Below are 15,257 nucleotides of genomic sequence, written 5' to 3'. Positions count from 1 at the left end.
CACGACCCTGTTAACGAAGGTGCCAGAATGCGTGTGGCGGCGCAATGATTACGAACATCAAATCAAGCAAATGCGCGAATTTTCGGCGCCAGAGCCGCCAGGTCAGGCCGATTCGAGCAATTCGGCGGGCTGAATGCCAAGCCTGCGCATGCGCTGCCGTATCTCGGGCCATTCATCGCGAATGAACTGATCGCGCTCGCTGCGGCGCAATTTTTCTGCCGCACCAGGCACCACATACATGCCCACACCGCGCTGCACCTCGACCAGGCCGTCAGACTGGAATTGCTGATATGCCTTGGCCACCGTCAGCGGGTTTGCGCCCTGCTCCGCTGCAAAGGCGCGCACCGATGGCAGCATTTCCCCTTCCGCGTATTCACCCTCGATGATCGACGCTGCGATCTGGTCTCGCAGCTTCAGGTAAACGGGTCGGGCTTGCTGGGTCATGGTATCGTCCTCTGGTAAGGTGCATCAGTGCCATAATACACTGCGCCGCGTCAAGTTCCCCGAAACCGCTAGAAACCGCACGGAAAGGCGGTTTCGATTGAAACTAGCGCTTCACATGAGAAATTCAGGCGTTAGTGTGCGTCGCTTCAACCCTCCGGTGGGAGAGGGGTAGACAAAAATCTATTGAGGGGGCCGCACGCCCATGACTGAGCTTATCTTTACGTTCGATTCCGCATTTGAAATGTGGGCGTTCTGGACTGCAGTGGTCGCTCTGGCAGCTTTCCTGCTGGGCGGCACGTATATCGTAACGCGTCCGCAACCGGAATTTGCAGGCCATCCCAAGGGATTGTTCCTGCTGTTCCTGGCTGAAATGTGGGAGCGTTTTTCCTATTACGGCATGCGCGCACTGCTGATTTTCTACCTCGTTCAGCACTGGATGTTCTCGGATTCCGAAGCATCGATAATCTACGGCGCGTACACAGCGCTGGTCTACATCACTCCTGTCGTAGGCGGCTATCTCGCCGACCGTTATCTGGGGCAGCGCAAAGCGGTGCTGTTCGGCGCGGTTCTGCTGACTTTCGGCCACTTCTTCATGGCTTTCGAAGGCAGCGGCGGACAGGCTGATCCCACCATCAACGTGTTCTGGGCAGCATTGGCTCTGATTATCGTCGGATCGGGCTTCCTGAAGGCCAACATTTCCGTGATCGTCGGCCAGCTCTATTCGCGCACCGACATTCGCCGCGACCCTGCCTATACGATTTTCTACATGGGCATTAACGTTGGTGCGGCGACCGCTTCGATTATCTGCGGCTACCTCGGCCAGACTTACGGTTGGCAGTACGGCTTCGGCCTCGCCGGTATCGGCATGCTGATCGGCCTGATCTTCTTCGTCCTCGGCAAGCCCTTGCTCCTGGGCAAAGGCGAACCGAAAGACCCGGCCAAGCTGGCTGGCGGCAAGGAATTCGGCATTTACGGTGCCGGCCTTGCGATGGTCGCACTGTGCTGGGCTGCAATCCAGTATCAAGAACTGGTTGGTTACGTCCTCGGCGCATTCGGCGGCGGGCTGGTGCTGTACGTTCTGTTCACTGCTGTCACGAAGCTGGCACCGGAAGAACGCGACCGGATCTTCGCAGCAATGTTCCTGATCCTGACATCAATCGTGTTCTGGGCATTGTTCGAACAGGCTGGCTCCTCGCTTAACCTGTTCACCGATCGCCACGTCGACACCGATGGCGTCAACGCCTCAATGTTCCAGTCGATCAACGCGATTTACATCGTGCTGCTGGCACCGCTGTTCGCGATGCTGTGGCAGGGCCTTGCCCGCAAGGGTGCGGAACCATCGACCCCGATGAAATTCGGCCTTGCTGTAATTCAGGTGGGTCTTGGCTTCCTCGTCCTTGTCTGGGGTGCAGAATCGGCCGGCGTAAACGTGCCGACACCGGTGATCTTCATCTTCCTGATCTACCTGCTGCACACCACTGGTGAGCTTTGCCTGAGCCCGGTTGGCCTCAGCGCGATGAACCGCCTCAGCCCGGCTCACATGGCCTCGCTGATTATGGGTACATGGTTCTTCGCATCGGCAACCGGTAACTTCGCAGCCGGCCTGATCGCAGCAGCCACCGGCGCCGAAGGTGTCGGCGAAACGGCTGGCAAGCAGGTCGTGCTCGACGTTTATCAGACCGTTGGCCTTTACGCCGTCGGCATTGGTGTCGCCGTGATGGTCGTCAGCCCGCTGATCAAGAAGCTGATGCACCTCGACACGCTGCAGGATGACAACGTCGGTGACGATCTCGAGGGTCAGGCTGCTGCCGGTCTTGAATCGCAAGAAGGCGGCATCCATCCTGCGACCCGCGGATAAGAGTTCGAATAAATTGGAGACTAAAGCGATGCGCTACCGTGCCTTTACCATTCTGGGGGGCGCGGTAGCGCTCGCTGCTTGTTCCGGTGCCGGGGAATCCCGACCGGCAAGTGCCGCGGACAAGGCACCTGCCGCAGCCGAAACCCCATACGCCTCCACCTACAGCGCATATCCCGGCGCACCCACCGCGCTGGTCGGTGCGACCATTTATGACGGGACCGGCGGCAAGATAGAAAACGGCGTGGTCCTGTTCGCTGACGGTGAAATCGTCGGTGCGGGAGGCGCGGACATGGCAATCCCCGCTGGCTACACCCGGATTGATGGCTCCGGCAAATTCGTTACCCCGGGGATTATCGACATTCATAGTCATCTGGGCGATTATCCCAGCCCGTCGGTCCAGGCACATTCCGACGGCAACGAAGCAACCGATCCAACCACGCCCGATGTATGGGCAGAACATTCTGTCTGGCCGCAGGACCCCGGCTTCAGCCGGGCGATGGCCAATGGCGGCATAACCGCGCTGCAAGTCCTGCCCGGTTCCGCCAACCTGATGGGCGGGCGCACGATTACGCTTAAGAACGTGCCCAGCCGGACGGTGCAGGGGATGAAGTTCCCTGATGCGCCCTACGGCATGAAGATGGCCTGCGGTGAAAACCCCAAGCGCGTCTATGGCAGCCGTGGCCGCAAGCCATCCACCCGGATGGGCAATTTCGCAGTCAATCGCCAGACCTGGCTCGATGCGCAGGAATATGCCGATGGCGACCGCAAGAAACGCAATCTGGCAAAGGAAACGCTGGCCGGTGTGCTGGACGGCGAAATCCTGATCCACAACCACTGCTACCGCGCAGACGAAATGGCGCTGGTGATGGATATGGCCAAGGAGTTTGGCTACAAGGTGAGCACGTTCCATCATGCGGTTGAAAGCTACAAGATCGGCGACCTGCTGAAGGAAAACGAGGTTTGCTCCGCAGTTTGGGCCGACTGGTACGGGTTCAAGATGGAAAGCTATGACGGCATTCCTGAAAACGCTGCGCTGATCCATCAGTCCGGTGCCTGTGTGGTCATCCATTCCGACGATGAAAACGGAATCCAGCGCCTGAATCAGGAAGCTGCCAAGGCGCAGGCCGCCGGGCAGCGCATGGGGATCGAAATTTCCGATGCCGACGTAATTTCCTGGATCACTCTCAACGCCGCAAAAGCGATGGGTATCGGCGATCAGACCGGCAGCCTGACAAGCGGCAAAATGGCCGATGTCGTGCTGTGGAACGGCGATCCGCTGAGCGTCTATTCGCGGCCCGAGAAAGTGTGGGTCGACGGTGCGCTGCTGTACGATGCGAACGATCCGAAAAGGCGCCCGGTAAGCGATTTCGAGCTTGGCCAGCCCGGTGAAGGAGACGTGAAATGAACCGCGTTATGAAGTTCACCGCCGCCGTCAGTGCCCTTGCCATAGGCGCGGGTTTCGCCGGCTCTGCCGCTGCTCAGGATTTCGCCATCACCAATGCAACCGTCGCAATCGGTGACGGCAGCGAACCCGTGAATGGCGCGACCGTCGTTGTACGCGGCGGAAAGATCGTCGCGGCCGGGGCCGGCGTCGCCGCACCAGGGGATCTGCAAGTGTATGACGGCCAGGGCAGCTGGGTCACCCCGGGCATTTTCATGCCGCTGACCGATCTCGGTTTGTGGGATGTCGGCGCTGTAAACGACAGCAACGACGTGCGCGCCGGCGATGCCCGTTTTGGCGCAGCGCTGGATGCCTCGACTGCAGTCAATTACGCATCGCAGCACATCGCAGTCAGCCGCGCTGGCGGAGTGACACGGGCGACCATCACAACCGCACCGGCGGACTCGATCTTTGCAGGCCAGGGTGCAGCCATCGATCTGGGCGCAGATCCTGACGCAGTGATGCAAGCCAAGAAATTCCAGCTCGTGGTGCTTGGCGAAATGGGCGCGCGGATTGCTGGCGGCAGCCGGATTGCCGCCTATGCCGAATTCGCCAATGCTTTGCGCGAGGCGCGTGACCTTGCGAACGGCAACTGGAGCGGTGAAGACAATTTGCTGACCCGCGCAGATGCCGCTGCCCTTGGCGCGGTTATCAGCGGCCAGCAGCAATTGTATGTGCACGTGGAACGTGCGGCCGACATCACCGCCGTGCTGGGCCTCAAACGCACATATCCCAAGCTCGATCTGGTGCTTGTCGGGGTCAGCGAAGGCTGGATTGTGGCCCGCCAGATCGCCGCATCCGGCGTACCGGTTATCGCCGACCCGCTCGATGACTTGCCTTCCAGCTTCGAACAGCTGGGCGCCACGCAGAGCAATGTGGGCCGAATGGTCGATGCTGGCGTAAAGGTTGCGCTTGGCGGACTGAGCGGCGGGATCACCGGGCCGCGCACTGCGCCGCAATTTGCCGGCAATCTGGTGGCTCTGCAGAAAGTGCCCCGTGCCTCCGGCCTGACATGGGGCGAAGCCTTCGCCAGCATCACTTCCATCCCGGCCGAGATTTCGGGATATGGGGGCCAGTTTGGCGTGCTGAAACCCGGTGCCGCAGGCGACGTGGTGGTGTGGGATGGTGACCCGCTGGAAGTATCGAGCGCACCGGTTCGTGTTTTCATTGACGGAATCGAGCAACCGCTCACCAGTCACCAGACGCGCCTTCGTGATCGTTACCGCGATCTGGACGAGAGCGACCTTCCCAAAGCATACGACTGGTAAACGGACCTGATGAGCATGAGATTCGTGACACTGCTTGCCGCAGCAGGCGCAGCGGCATTGTCTTCGCACGCCGCTGCGCAGGACGGGCAACCCGCCGACCGTTCCGAAGATGTCGCCTGGCATAATCAACAGCAGGCTGCGCTTGCCATGCGCAGCTATAAGGATGGCTGGTCTTATCTGGACGGCGGCCTGTTGTGGCGGCGGATCAAGGGCACGGGTCAAGGCCCAAAGCCGCGTGTCGCCGATACGGTAACCGTGCATTACGCAGGCAGTTTCACCGACGGGACCAGTTTCGACAGTTCGTTCGACCGAGGTCAACCGGCTACCTTCCCGCTGCGCCGGCTGATCAAGGCGTGGCAGTTGGCAATCCCCGAAATGGGCGTCGGCGATACAATCGAAATCGCGGTGCCTTCAGATCTTGGCTACGGCCCGTTCGGCAAGGGGGCGATACCCGGCGGCGCGACCTTGCTGTTCACTATTGAATTGCTTGGCATCGCGGAAAGCTAAGGCAAAACGGAAGCCGCGCCGATTGTCATCTCGGGTGCAATGTGGTTCTCTGCGCTGAGTCGGAGGATAACAGATGGACCTGGCACTCATTTCCCTGATTGCAGCGAGCACGGCGTTTGTCGGCACGCATTTCGCCATGTCGCACCCGCTTCGCGCGCCGTTGGTCCGGGCGCTTGGCCCCGGCGGCTTCATGGGCATCTATTCACTCGTCAGCGCAGCCTGCATGGTGTGGATGTATTTCGCCTTCGTCGCCGCCGGAGCAGGCACGCCCCCGCTATGGTCAGGGTTCGGCGATTTTGCATGGATGTCTGCAAGCTTCCTGACCCTGCTCGCGCTGATCCTGTTCGCAGGCTCGTTGATCGGCAACCCCGCCCTGCCCGCGCCGGGGGCTGAGGACGCCGCGAGGGCCGAGGTCAGCGGCGTGTTCAAGGTGACCCGGCACCCGATGATGTGGGGCTTTGCGCTGTGGGGCGCATCGCACATGATCGCCGCACCCACCGCGCGCACTCTGATTGTCGCGAGCGCGATCATCTTTCTCGCACTGGTCGGTGCCTATATGCAGGACCGCAAAAAACGCGTGCTGATGGGCGATGCGTGGGCGCAGTGGCAGGTGAAGACCACCTATTGGCCGCGGTGGGAGCGGATCTTGCAGGTCGGCGTATTCCCGCTGGTCGGCGGAACCGCACTGTGGCTGGCGCTGACCTATATTCACATTCCGCTGGGCGGATGGGAAGCGGGCATCTGGCGCTGGGTTTGACGGTACTGCTGACGGTATCTGTGACGGCGTACCGTTCAACTTCGGTCCTCAAATCCTGACAATCTGGAACACATGGAACACAGTCCCTTAGCGGAAAATCTTCGCACCCCAGGGGCCGGTCACGCACGCTTCTACGATGGGAAAGAGCAGCGCCGGCCTAGCAACATCGCCCGCCTGTAGGACAGCGGCCCTGCGCCTATTCGCCTTTGAAAACCGGCGCGCGTTTTTCCAGCAGCGCGTCGACACCTTCCATGTGATCGGCTGTGGAATGCATCAGCGCCTGCGCATTGGCGGCCATTTCCAGCGCGGTGTCATAACTGGTGTGGCGCCCTTGCCGCATCAGGTTCTTCGCCTGGCGGAGCGCGTGCGGCGGCATGGCGGCAATTTTGGCCGCGAGCGCCTGCGCCTCGTCCATCAGCGTGTCGCCTTGGGCTACGCGGCTGACCAGCCCCCAGTCTAGCGCGGTCGCGGCGTCGATCACATCGCCGGTGTAGAATAGCTCGGCCGCGCGCGCCTCCCCGATGATGCGCGGCAGGATCCACGTGCCGCCATCGCCGGGAATGATGCCCAGCTTCAGGAATGTGACGCCAAACTTCGCCTTCTCGCTCGCGATGCGCATATCGCCCAGACAGGCGAGGTCGCAGCCCAGCCCGATCGCCGGGCCGTTGACAGCAGAGATCAGCGGGACGCGCAGCCCGTATAGCGCGCGCAGGATCTTGTGGATGTTGTTGCGATAGCCATCGGCAATTGCAGGGGCGGTGCCGCCAAAATTGCCGGTCTTTTGCTTCATCGCCTTGACGTCGCCGCCCGCTGAAAACGCGCGTCCCGCCCCGGTCAGGATCACGCAGCGCACATCCATATCGGCGTTCACAGCATCGCACGCCTCAACAAATGCATCGCCGTCCCCCGCCGCGCCGAGCGGATTCATCGTGTCGGGCCGGTTCAGCGTGAGAATGGTGACGTGATTGGCGGATTCGATCTGGAGGAGCGGCATGCGGGATGTTTATCGCCGTTGGACAAACTTGGCGAGCCGCATGCCCTTTCGCACTTCAACCGCATAGCTGTTATCGATATCGGAAGCCTCGACAACTTGGTTCGCTGCACTGCCAATCTCGTCAGCAAACTCTATCCCGAACAGGTGAATCTGTGTCACACGCTCACCTTTGCCGGCGTTCGCGGCGCGCTCGCTAAGTATCTTCGCCAATTGGCTAATTTGCACAATCCACCTCCTAAGCCCGCGCCTCTTCCACGCCCGCTGAATTGTGCCGCAGTGCTTTGAGCACAGTCTCGACGATCTGCGGTGCGTTGAGGCCTGCTTCGTCATACTGCTTTTCAGGGGCGTCCTGATCCTGGAACATGTCGGGCAGGCGCATCGTGCGTATTTTCAGCCCCGCATCGGTCAGACCTCCGTCGCTGGCAAAGGTCAGCACATGCGCGCCGAGGCCGCCGATCGCGCCTTCTTCCACAGTGATGACAACCTCATGCGTGCGCATCAGTTTTTCGATCAGATCGGTGTCGAGCGGCTTGGCAAAACGCAGATCGGCAACGGTGGTGGACAGGCCCTTGGCCTCCAACTCGTCAGCCGCTTTCAGGCTTTCCGACAGGCGCGTGCCGAGCGACAGCAGCGCAACCTTGGTCCCTTCGCGAACGATCCGGCCCTTGCCGATTTCCAGCTTTTCCAGCTGCTCCGGAATTTCCACCCCGGTGCCTGCCCCGCGCGGATAACGCAGCGCAATCGGCCCGTCGTCATATTCGGCTGCGGTGTAGGTCATATGCGCCAGTTCCGCTTCGTCTGCGGCGGCCATGACCACGAAATTCGGCAACGTGGCCAGATAGGTGATGTCGAACGCGCCGGCATGGGTCGCGCCGTCTGCACCGACAAGTCCGGCACGGTCGATGGCGAAGCGAACCGGCAGGTTCTGGATCGCGACATCATGCACCACCTGATCATAGGCGCGCTGCAGGAATGTCGAATAGATGGCCGCGAACGGGCGCATTCCCTGCGCCGCGAGGCCCGCTGCGAATGTTACGCCGTGCTGCTCGGCGATGCCCACATCGAACGAGCGTTCCGGGTGCGCCTTTGCGAATTTGTCCACTCCGGTGCCGCTAGGCATGGCAGCGGTGATCGCGCAGATGCGGTCATCGCTGTCGGCCAGCTTGGCCAGAGTTTCGCCGAACACGTTCTGATAGGCGGGCGGCCCGCCAGAGCTTTTCTTCTGTTCGCCGGTGATGACATCGAATTTGGCGACGCCGTGATATTTGTCGGCGCTGTTTTCAGCCGGTTCGTATCCCTTGCCCTTTTTGGTGACCACATGGATCAGAACCGGGCCTTCTTCTGCATCGCGAACATTTTCCAGAACCGGGATCAGGTGATCGAGATTGTGCCCGTCGATAGGGCCGACATAATAAAAGCCCAGTTCTTCGAACAATGTCCCGCCGGTGACCATGCCGCGGGTGTATTCTTCCGCCTTGCCCACTGCCCGGTGCGCGCGGCGCGAGATTTTCGCCACGGCTTTCGACGCAAGACTGCGCAGGCCGAGATATTCACTGCTCGACACCATCCGCGCGAGATAGCCGCTGAGGCCGCCGACCGGCGGGGCGATCGACATGTCGTTATCGTTCAGGATCACGACCAGCCGATTGCCGGCCTGTTCGGCGTTGTTCATCGCCTCATACGCCATGCCCGCGCTCATCGCGCCGTCGCCGATTACCGCGATGCCGCGGCCGGGCTTGCCATTCAGCTTATTCGCCACCGCGAAACCGAGCGCGGCCGAAATCGAGGTGGAGCTGTGCGCCGCGCCGAACGGATCGTATTCGCTCTCGCTACGCTTGGTGAAGCCCGACAGGCCGCCGCCTTGGCGCAGCGTGCGGATGCGGTCGCGGCGTCCGGTGAGAATCTTGTGCGGGTAACACTGGTGGCCGACATCCCAGATCAGTTTGTCGTCCGGGGTGTTGAACACGTAATGGATAGCCACGGTCAGTTCGACCACACCAAGGCCCGAGCCTAGGTGGCCGCCGGAGGTGCTGACCGCGTCGATCATTTCGGCGCGCAATTCGTCGGCAACCTGCCGCAGCTGGTCAGCTTTCAGCTGGCGAAGGTCCGAAGGGTATTCAACCGTGTCGAGCAGCGGCGTCTTGGGGCTTGAAGTCATGCCCTGCGTTCTAGCCGTGTGGCCATGCCTTGTCGATTCTGACTATCGGTTTGTTTCAGCAGTTTGCCGGGATGGCTCAGCTGCAGCTTGCGCAGGTCCCGCGTATCTCGATTATCGGGCGTCTGGCGCGGAAATCCGCAGCTTTTGCGACACCGCGAACTTTCTCCGAAATCTCGTCATTGTCGATATGCGTGGCTTCGCCGCATTCGTCGCACACCAGGAAGATGCAATCGTGCTCGCAGCCGGGGTGGCTGTTGGCGAGAAAAGCATTGGCGCTTTCCACCCGCAGGGCGAGGTTGTTGGCCACGAACAGATCGAGAATCCGGTACACGCTGTTGGGTGCAACGCGCTTGCCGCGTTTGGCTGACAGGTTGTCGGCAATGTCATAGGCCGAGGCGGGCCGTTCGTGCCGCGCCAGTTCCTCGAAAATATCCGCGCGCATGCTGGTCCACTGCTCGCCCGAGCTGACGAGAGAATCGCGTGCTGCATCGATCAGGCTTTCGCCTGAATGTTCGTGATGGTGGTGATTATGATTGCCCATGCAATGCCATATAGCGACACAGTTCGCGCTATGCCACTTTCAGCGCGGCCTTCCCCGTCAGCCGGGAACGAAGTTTGACCGGTAATGCGACGGGTAAAGCCGTTTCAACGCGTCGATTTTTGGCTTGTCCCATGTCTGAATGTAACCGTGGCGAGGGTTCTTCAGCATGAAATCCTGGTGGTATTTCTCGGCTTTGTAGAACTTACGGTATTTTTCGATCTTGGTGACGATCGGGCTGTTCCAGACGCCGGATGCTTCCATCTGCCCCAGATACGCTGCGGCGACCTTGCGCTGTTCGGCATTCATCGGGACCAGCGCGGCGCGGTATTGGCTGCCGCGATCAGGGCCCTGCCGGTTGTGCAGGGTGGGATCGGCGCCCACTGAAAAGAATATCCGCAGCAATTCGTCATACCGGACGACCTTGGGGTCGTAGACAACACGGACCGCCTCTGCGTGTCCGGTCACACCGGTGTTGGTCTGCTCGTATGTAGCCGTGGCAGCGTTGCCGCCGTGATATCCGGAAACCGCGCTCTTCACGCCTTTGACGTGGCTGAAGACCGCCTCGATTCCCCAGAAACAGCCGCCTGCAAAGACGGCGGTCTTGAGGCCCATACCTTCATTGGCAAACTGTTTGGGTGCAGGCGCGAGAACGGCTTTCTCTGCTGCCTGCACAGGCATCCCGCATCCCGCCAGCGTCATTGCCGCTGCGGCCATGGGTATCATGAGGCGGCCGAGGCGCTTCATCGGACCGTCGCGGCCACGGCATCGGGAATCAGCTGGCTGCCGAGATCGGGGCTGATCTGGAATGCAACGATGAACGCGCCCACGGCAAAGCCGATGGCAAAATTGCGCGCTAGGTCAGATTTGAAAAAACTCATGGCGGTTATCTTTGTTCTTTGTTCGAATCTTGAGGCGCGACCTTAGGAGGCAATCGCTTGCCAACCGGTGAACGCGGCGTTGTCTGAAGGATATTCGCGCCGGGCGAGCAAAAGGTTGCAACTATTTTGCTCGCACCGGAGGCCTGCACCCCAAGCGGGTGCGAGTATCCGCGCGGAGCAGGCGCTCTACTAAACCAAGCTCTGGCCGGATGAAGCCTTAGTGGCGGAAGTGACGCATCCCGGTGAACACCATGGCAAGGCCCGCTTCGTTGGCCGCCGCGATCACTTCGTCGTCGCGCATCGAACCGCCTGGCTGGATAATTGCCGTCGCGCCTGCTTCCGCCGCTGCCAGCAAGCCGTCGGCGAACGGGAAGAACGCATCCGAGGCAACTGCACTGCCCACCGCGCGTGAGGCATCCCAGCCATATTTTTCAGCGGCTTCCTGCGCCTTCATGGCGGCAATCCGCGATGAATCCCGGCGGTTCATCTGACCCGCACCGATGCCTGCCGTCGCGCCGTCCTTGGCATAGACGATGGCGTTCGATTTCACATGGCGGGCGACCGTCCACGCAAACAGGCAATCCTTCAGTTCCTGCTGCGTCGGCTCACGTTCCGTCACGACTTTCAGGTCGGCAGCAGAAATTGCGCCGTTGTCGCGTGATTGCACCAGCAGGCCGCCGGTTATCGGCTTGATCGCCAATCCGGCGCGGCGCGGATCAGGCAGATCGCCAGTTACCAGTAGGCGCAGGTTCTTCTTCCTGGCGAAAGCTTCGCGGGCCTCGTCCGTGACGGAAGGCGCGATCACCACTTCGGTGAAGATCTTGCAGATCGCCTCAGCCGTGGGGCCGTCGAGTTCGGTGTTGACCGCAACGATGCCGCCAAATGCGGAAACGCTGTCACAGGCCAGCGCTTCTTCCCATGCCTCGATCAGGCTGCCGCGCTGGGCCACACCGCAAGGGTTGGCGTGCTTGACGATGACCACCGCCGGATCACCGCCGGCAAATTCCGCGCACAGTTCCAGCGCGGCATCGGCATCGTTGTAATTGTTGTAGCTCAGTTCCTTGCCCTGAAGCTGCTCTGCCTGCGCGATACCCTTCGCGTGCGGACCGACAGGCGTGTAAAGCGCTGCCTTCTGGTGCGGGTTTTCGCCATAGCGCAGCTCGACCGGTGCCTTGCCATTTATCGCCAGCATGTCGGGGAACATCTGGCCCTGATCGGCAAAGGCGAACCATTGGCTGATCATGGAATCGTAGGAGGCAGTGGCGGCAAATGCCTTGGCTGCCATCCTTCGGCGGAAATCGAGTGACGTCGCACCGCCGCTTTGCTCAAGCTCGCCCAGCAATGTCTCGTAGTCTGAAGGATCAGTCACGATGGTGACGAAAGCGTGGTTCTTTGCCGCTGAACGGACCATGCTCGGCCCGCCAATATCGATGTTCTCGATGATTTCGGGGCGCTCGGCACCTTTCGCGACGGTCGCTTCAAAGGGGTAGAGGTTCACCACCACCAGATCGATCGCGCCGATCGCGTGCTGTTCCATTGCCGCGAAATGTTCGGGGTTGTCGCGCACGGCGAGCAGTCCGCCATGGACCATCGGATGCAGCGTCTTGACCCGGCCATCCATCATTTCGGGGAAGCCGGTCAGATCGGAAACATCCTTCACTTCCAGCCCGGCATCGCGCAGCGCCTTTGCCGTGCCGCCGGTCGAAACGAGTTCGACACCGCGCGCCGAGAGCGCTTGTCCCAATTCTGCCAAACCGCTTTTGTCGGACACCGAGAGCAGGGCCCGTTTGATCGTGACGTCGGTCATTGCGTGAAACTATCCCATTTTTTTGAGGAGCCAGGAGAAAGTCCCTCCGCTCCTCGATGTCATGCCCTGAATTACCAATTGCTGGATCGGATGCGGCCGCCCGCCGCCATCGACCCACATGCTTTCCTCGATCGAAAGCTGCGCTGTTTCGTCTTTCAGGCCGCCGTCCAGCGATCCCACACGGAACTGCCAATAGGTGCCATCGGGCAAAGCGAGCCCGGCGCCCTTCTTGTCGTCCGACAGGCCCAGCTCGATGCCCGGTCCGATATGGAAACGGATTGCGAAACCGATCTTGCCGCGCTTGCCCTTCTTGCCGACCGGCACCAGCAAGTCTTCGCCGCGCAGTTCGTTGCCATCGTCACGCATCACCAGAATCCGGCGGTGGTTCAGGCCGAAACGGCCCGAATACCCGTCATGGCTCGCCTCCAGCCGGGTGGCCAGACCGTTCTTGACCTGCATGGTCTTGCGGTCGACTTCGACTTCGTTGACGCCAGCGCCAAGTTTGCCATTGATATGGACCGCAGTGGAATTGGCGTCATCCAGCGTCAGGGTCGAATGCGCGGCAGTTGCCCGCAATCCCTGTTCGATGCGGGCGGGAACCTGTCCGCCGGCAAAGGCAGCACCGCCGCAATTCACGATAATGCGCTGCCCCTTGGCGCACAGTTCGAACGCCAGAGTGGAAGCGCAGCCGGACCGGGCATTGCGCGAAAGCGCAGGCGGCGCGGCGTCGAAAATCAGCGTGGTCTTGTTACCGGCGATACGCTGATAGCCCCATTGCCGCACGTCTTTCAGCGGCCGCGCGCGAACACCGCTGGCATCGATCAGCGCAGCCAGACGATCTGCGCGAACTGCACCGGCGCCTTGCCAGCTTCCCAGCGCGCCGTCGGAATGGGTCACAGTATGCAGCGGCGGAACCAGCAGGTTCAGCATGGTCTCTAGCGCCTCGGGCGGGTCGAGATCGCGCGCAGCATAGCAAGCCCGCAGGTCCACCAGCAGCGCAATTGCATCGATCTGCGCCAGCGGGCTGCGCGACAGCACGCCGCCATCATCGGCCACCAATTCGCCCAGCGCGCGCACCAGACCGGCTTCGCCGAACAACTTGCGCGGCTTGCCTTCCGGCATCAGCAATCCGGCAGCCACAATGGCGCACCAGCCCGCAACCTCGCCTTGCCGGTCGTCTGCCTTGGTCACGTTGCGGTCCAGCCAGCGGGCAGTTTCGGCCATTACTTCGAGGATCAGGCCGCGCTTTGCCGGATCTTCGTTCGACAGGATCAGCGGGGCGTTGACCAGCCAGTTCAGCAGCCGGTGCCCGGCATGCTCAACCTTCCACGGCGTGCCCTTGCCCGGCTTGCCATTGGCATCGAGCCAGGCACCCATCACCCGCTCCGCCGTCGGCACGCATTGCTCGCGCGTGGCAGAGGCAGACAGGTGCCGCAGCCATGTGAAGCCATGCACCGTGCGTTCGAACGGCGGCGTCAGCCGCGCAGTCGCGGAAAAATCCATTTGCGCAATCGGCGCTTTGACGCCGTGCACCAGAAAATGCCCCGCGCGCAGTGCGACACCGGCGGCACGCTCGCCAGCATAGGGGCTTTCCACCGTGCCCAGCAGGCGCGGCTTTGGCGGCTTCGAAAACGGTGACGTCAGCGTGGATGCGGGCACCCCGAGACGGTACGCCAGCCGGATCAGCCGCTCTCCCGCGCTGGTGGAAGGCGGTGCAAAATCGGCAATGACCAGCGAACGGCCCGGCTGCAGCATTTCGCGCTTGGCCGAATGACTTTCGGCGGTGGGGGTTACCAGGCCATCGCCGATGGTGTTCCGATCCGCTTTCGCCAGCGGCATTGCCAGCTGCGCTTCAGCGGGCGCAGCCCCGCTCTCTTTGGATGGAGCGGCACGTGTTTTGGCGGCCGCCTCGTTCATCAGCCCTGACCTCGCAGGGCAGCGATGTTGGCTGCATACTGTCCCGGTCCGCCTTTGAATGTCGCAGAACCGGCAACCAGCACATCCGCGCCGGCATCGACGCACAGGCGGGCGGTTTCAGGGTTGACCCCGCCATCCACCTCAAGGTGAATTTCGCGGCCGGTCTGATCGATCATCGTGCGGATCGCCTCGACCTTGCGCAGTTGGCTGTCGATGAAGCTTTGCCCGCCGAACCCCGGGTTCACGCTCATCACCAGAACAAGATCAGCCAGATCGATCAGGTAATCGAGCGATTCCACCGGTGTGCCGGGGTTCAGCACAACGCCGGCTTTCTTGCCCAGCGCGCGAATGGCCTGCAGCGTGCGATGAATATGCGGCCCGCCCTCGGGATGAACCGTGATGATATCCGCGCCTGCTTCGGCGAATTCTTCCAGATACTGGTCGATAGGGCTGATCATCAGATGCACATCGAATGGCTTGTCCGTGTGCGGGCGAAGCGCTTTCACCACCGCCGGACCAATAGTGATATTGGGGACGTAATGCCCATCCATCACGTCAACATGGATCCAGTCGCAGCCAGCTTCGTCGATTGCGCGCACTTCTTCGCCGAGCCGGGCGAAATCGGCAGAAAGGATAGACGGGGAAATAAGCGGCTGAGCCATGGGTACACTTTTCAGGTTGCCAGTC

15 protein-coding genes are annotated in these 15,257 nt (G+C 61.3%); 5 read left to right on the top strand and 10 right to left on the bottom strand.

What is annotated here, in order from left to right:
- Nucleotides 1-102: 102 nt before the first annotated feature.
- Nucleotides 103-444, bottom strand: coding sequence for a GntR family transcriptional regulator (locus tag PO778_RS11895; protein ID WP_160731034.1), 342 nt, complete (start codon nucleotides 442-444; stop codon nucleotides 103-105).
- 202 nt (nucleotides 445-646) lie between these two features.
- Here PO778_RS11895 and PO778_RS11890 point away from each other — a divergent pair, with 202 nt between their 5' ends.
- The 5 genes from PO778_RS11890 to PO778_RS11870 all read left to right on the top strand — a co-directional run bounded on the left by PO778_RS11890 (nucleotide 647) and on the right by PO778_RS11870 (nucleotide 6,275).
- Nucleotides 647-2,302 (top strand): peptide MFS transporter, encoded by a 1,656-nt coding sequence (locus PO778_RS11890; RefSeq protein WP_271439785.1) that lies wholly within the window; start codon nucleotides 647-649, stop codon nucleotides 2,300-2,302.
- 28 nt (nucleotides 2,303-2,330) lie between these two features.
- Complete coding sequence (locus tag PO778_RS11885) at nucleotides 2,331-3,707, top strand: amidohydrolase (RefSeq protein ID WP_271439784.1); 1,377 nt, start codon at nucleotides 2,331-2,333, stop codon at nucleotides 3,705-3,707.
- Complete coding sequence (locus PO778_RS11880) at nucleotides 3,704-5,011, top strand: amidohydrolase family protein (protein WP_271439783.1); 1,308 nt, start codon at nucleotides 3,704-3,706, stop codon at nucleotides 5,009-5,011. The genes PO778_RS11885 and PO778_RS11880 overlap by 4 nt, the downstream gene beginning before the upstream one ends.
- Before the next feature lie 9 nt (nucleotides 5,012-5,020).
- Complete coding sequence (locus tag PO778_RS11875; RefSeq protein WP_271439782.1) at nucleotides 5,021-5,518, top strand: FKBP-type peptidyl-prolyl cis-trans isomerase; 498 nt, start codon at nucleotides 5,021-5,023, stop codon at nucleotides 5,516-5,518.
- Nucleotides 5,519-5,591: 73 nt separating this feature from the next.
- Nucleotides 5,592-6,275 (top strand): NnrU family protein, encoded by a 684-nt coding sequence (locus PO778_RS11870; protein ID WP_271439781.1) that lies wholly within the window; start codon nucleotides 5,592-5,594, stop codon nucleotides 6,273-6,275.
- 196 nt (nucleotides 6,276-6,471) lie between these two features.
- Here PO778_RS11870 and PO778_RS11865 read toward each other — a convergent pair whose 3' ends face one another.
- The 9 genes from PO778_RS11865 to rpe all read right to left on the bottom strand — a co-directional run bounded on the left by PO778_RS11865 (nucleotide 6,472) and on the right by rpe (nucleotide 15,232).
- Nucleotides 6,472-7,269, bottom strand: coding sequence for a crotonase/enoyl-CoA hydratase family protein (locus PO778_RS11865; protein WP_271439780.1), 798 nt, complete (start codon nucleotides 7,267-7,269; stop codon nucleotides 6,472-6,474).
- 9 nt (nucleotides 7,270-7,278) lie between these two features.
- Nucleotides 7,279-7,599, bottom strand: a complete 321-nt coding sequence (locus PO778_RS13695; protein WP_438944401.1) for an HTH-like domain-containing protein — start codon at nucleotides 7,597-7,599, stop codon at nucleotides 7,279-7,281.
- Nucleotides 7,505-9,427, bottom strand: a complete 1,923-nt coding sequence (dxs, locus tag PO778_RS11855) for a 1-deoxy-D-xylulose-5-phosphate synthase (RefSeq protein ID WP_271439778.1) — start codon at nucleotides 9,425-9,427, stop codon at nucleotides 7,505-7,507. The genes PO778_RS13695 and dxs overlap by 95 nt, the downstream gene beginning before the upstream one ends.
- 76 nt (nucleotides 9,428-9,503) lie before the next feature.
- Nucleotides 9,504-9,968 (bottom strand): Fur family transcriptional regulator, encoded by a 465-nt coding sequence (locus PO778_RS11850; protein WP_271439777.1) that lies wholly within the window; start codon nucleotides 9,966-9,968, stop codon nucleotides 9,504-9,506.
- A 57-nt stretch (nucleotides 9,969-10,025) separates the two neighbouring features.
- The gene (gene msrA, locus PO778_RS11845; protein ID WP_271439776.1) at nucleotides 10,026-10,712 is read right to left on the bottom strand and encodes a peptide-methionine (S)-S-oxide reductase MsrA; all 687 of its coding nucleotides are present in this window, start codon (nucleotides 10,710-10,712) and stop codon (nucleotides 10,026-10,028) included.
- The gene (locus PO778_RS11840) at nucleotides 10,709-10,846 is read right to left on the bottom strand and encodes a hypothetical protein (RefSeq protein ID WP_271439775.1); all 138 of its coding nucleotides are present in this window, start codon (nucleotides 10,844-10,846) and stop codon (nucleotides 10,709-10,711) included. The genes msrA and PO778_RS11840 overlap by 4 nt, the downstream gene beginning before the upstream one ends.
- A 217-nt stretch (nucleotides 10,847-11,063) precedes the next feature.
- A complete protein-coding gene (gene purH, locus PO778_RS11835; protein ID WP_160731046.1) occupies nucleotides 11,064-12,653 on the bottom strand; it encodes a bifunctional phosphoribosylaminoimidazolecarboxamide formyltransferase/IMP cyclohydrolase in 1,590 nt (529 codons plus the stop codon).
- 9 nt (nucleotides 12,654-12,662) lie between these two features.
- Nucleotides 12,663-14,570 carry a heparinase II/III family protein gene (locus PO778_RS11830; RefSeq protein ID WP_271439774.1) on the bottom strand — a complete coding sequence of 636 codons (1,908 nt, stop codon included), beginning with the start codon at nucleotides 14,568-14,570 and terminating at the stop codon, nucleotides 12,663-12,665.
- The gene (gene rpe, locus PO778_RS11825) at nucleotides 14,570-15,232 is read right to left on the bottom strand and encodes a ribulose-phosphate 3-epimerase (protein WP_271439773.1); all 663 of its coding nucleotides are present in this window, start codon (nucleotides 15,230-15,232) and stop codon (nucleotides 14,570-14,572) included. The genes PO778_RS11830 and rpe overlap by 1 nt, the downstream gene beginning before the upstream one ends.
- Nucleotides 15,233-15,257 lie beyond the last annotated feature (25 nt).

The organism is Pontixanthobacter luteolus (assembly GCF_947494915.1).
Lineage (GTDB): Bacteria > Pseudomonadota > Alphaproteobacteria > Sphingomonadales > Sphingomonadaceae > Pontixanthobacter > Pontixanthobacter luteolus.
The sequence above is the reverse complement of the archived record's forward strand: the minus strand, read 5'-3'. Positions and strand labels throughout refer to the sequence as shown.

What these genes read in the sequence shown, in the direction of transcription:
- rpe (WP_271439773.1), bottom strand. Translation starts at nt 15,232, where the DNA reads ATGGCTCAGCCGCTTATTTCCCCGTCTATCCTTTCTGCCGATTTCGCC.
- PO778_RS11880 (WP_271439783.1), top strand. Translation starts at nt 3,704, where the DNA reads ATGAACCGCGTTATGAAGTTCACCGCCGCCGTCAGTGCCCTTGCCATA.
- dxs (WP_271439778.1), bottom strand. Translation starts at nt 9,427, where the DNA reads ATGACTTCAAGCCCCAAGACGCCGCTGCTCGACACGGTTGAATACCCT.
- PO778_RS11870 (WP_271439781.1), top strand. Translation starts at nt 5,592, where the DNA reads ATGGACCTGGCACTCATTTCCCTGATTGCAGCGAGCACGGCGTTTGTC.
- PO778_RS11890 (WP_271439785.1), top strand. Translation starts at nt 647, where the DNA reads ATGACTGAGCTTATCTTTACGTTCGATTCCGCATTTGAAATGTGGGCG.
- PO778_RS11885 (WP_271439784.1), top strand. Translation starts at nt 2,331, where the DNA reads ATGCGCTACCGTGCCTTTACCATTCTGGGGGGCGCGGTAGCGCTCGCT.
- msrA (WP_271439776.1), bottom strand. Translation starts at nt 10,712, where the DNA reads ATGAAGCGCCTCGGCCGCCTCATGATACCCATGGCCGCAGCGGCAATG.
- PO778_RS11840 (WP_271439775.1), bottom strand. Translation starts at nt 10,846, where the DNA reads ATGAGTTTTTTCAAATCTGACCTAGCGCGCAATTTTGCCATCGGCTTT.
- PO778_RS11850 (WP_271439777.1), bottom strand. Translation starts at nt 9,968, where the DNA reads ATGGGCAATCATAATCACCACCATCACGAACATTCAGGCGAAAGCCTG.
- PO778_RS11830 (WP_271439774.1), bottom strand. Translation starts at nt 14,570, where the DNA reads ATGAACGAGGCGGCCGCCAAAACACGTGCCGCTCCATCCAAAGAGAGC.
- PO778_RS11875 (WP_271439782.1), top strand. Translation starts at nt 5,021, where the DNA reads ATGAGCATGAGATTCGTGACACTGCTTGCCGCAGCAGGCGCAGCGGCA.
- PO778_RS11865 (WP_271439780.1), bottom strand. Translation starts at nt 7,269, where the DNA reads ATGCCGCTCCTCCAGATCGAATCCGCCAATCACGTCACCATTCTCACG.
- PO778_RS11895 (WP_160731034.1), bottom strand. Translation starts at nt 444, where the DNA reads ATGACCCAGCAAGCCCGACCCGTTTACCTGAAGCTGCGAGACCAGATC.
- PO778_RS13695 (WP_438944401.1), bottom strand. Translation starts at nt 7,599, where the DNA reads ATGACGAAGCAGGCCTCAACGCACCGCAGATCGTCGAGACTGTGCTCA.
- purH (WP_160731046.1), bottom strand. Translation starts at nt 12,653, where the DNA reads ATGACCGACGTCACGATCAAACGGGCCCTGCTCTCGGTGTCCGACAAA.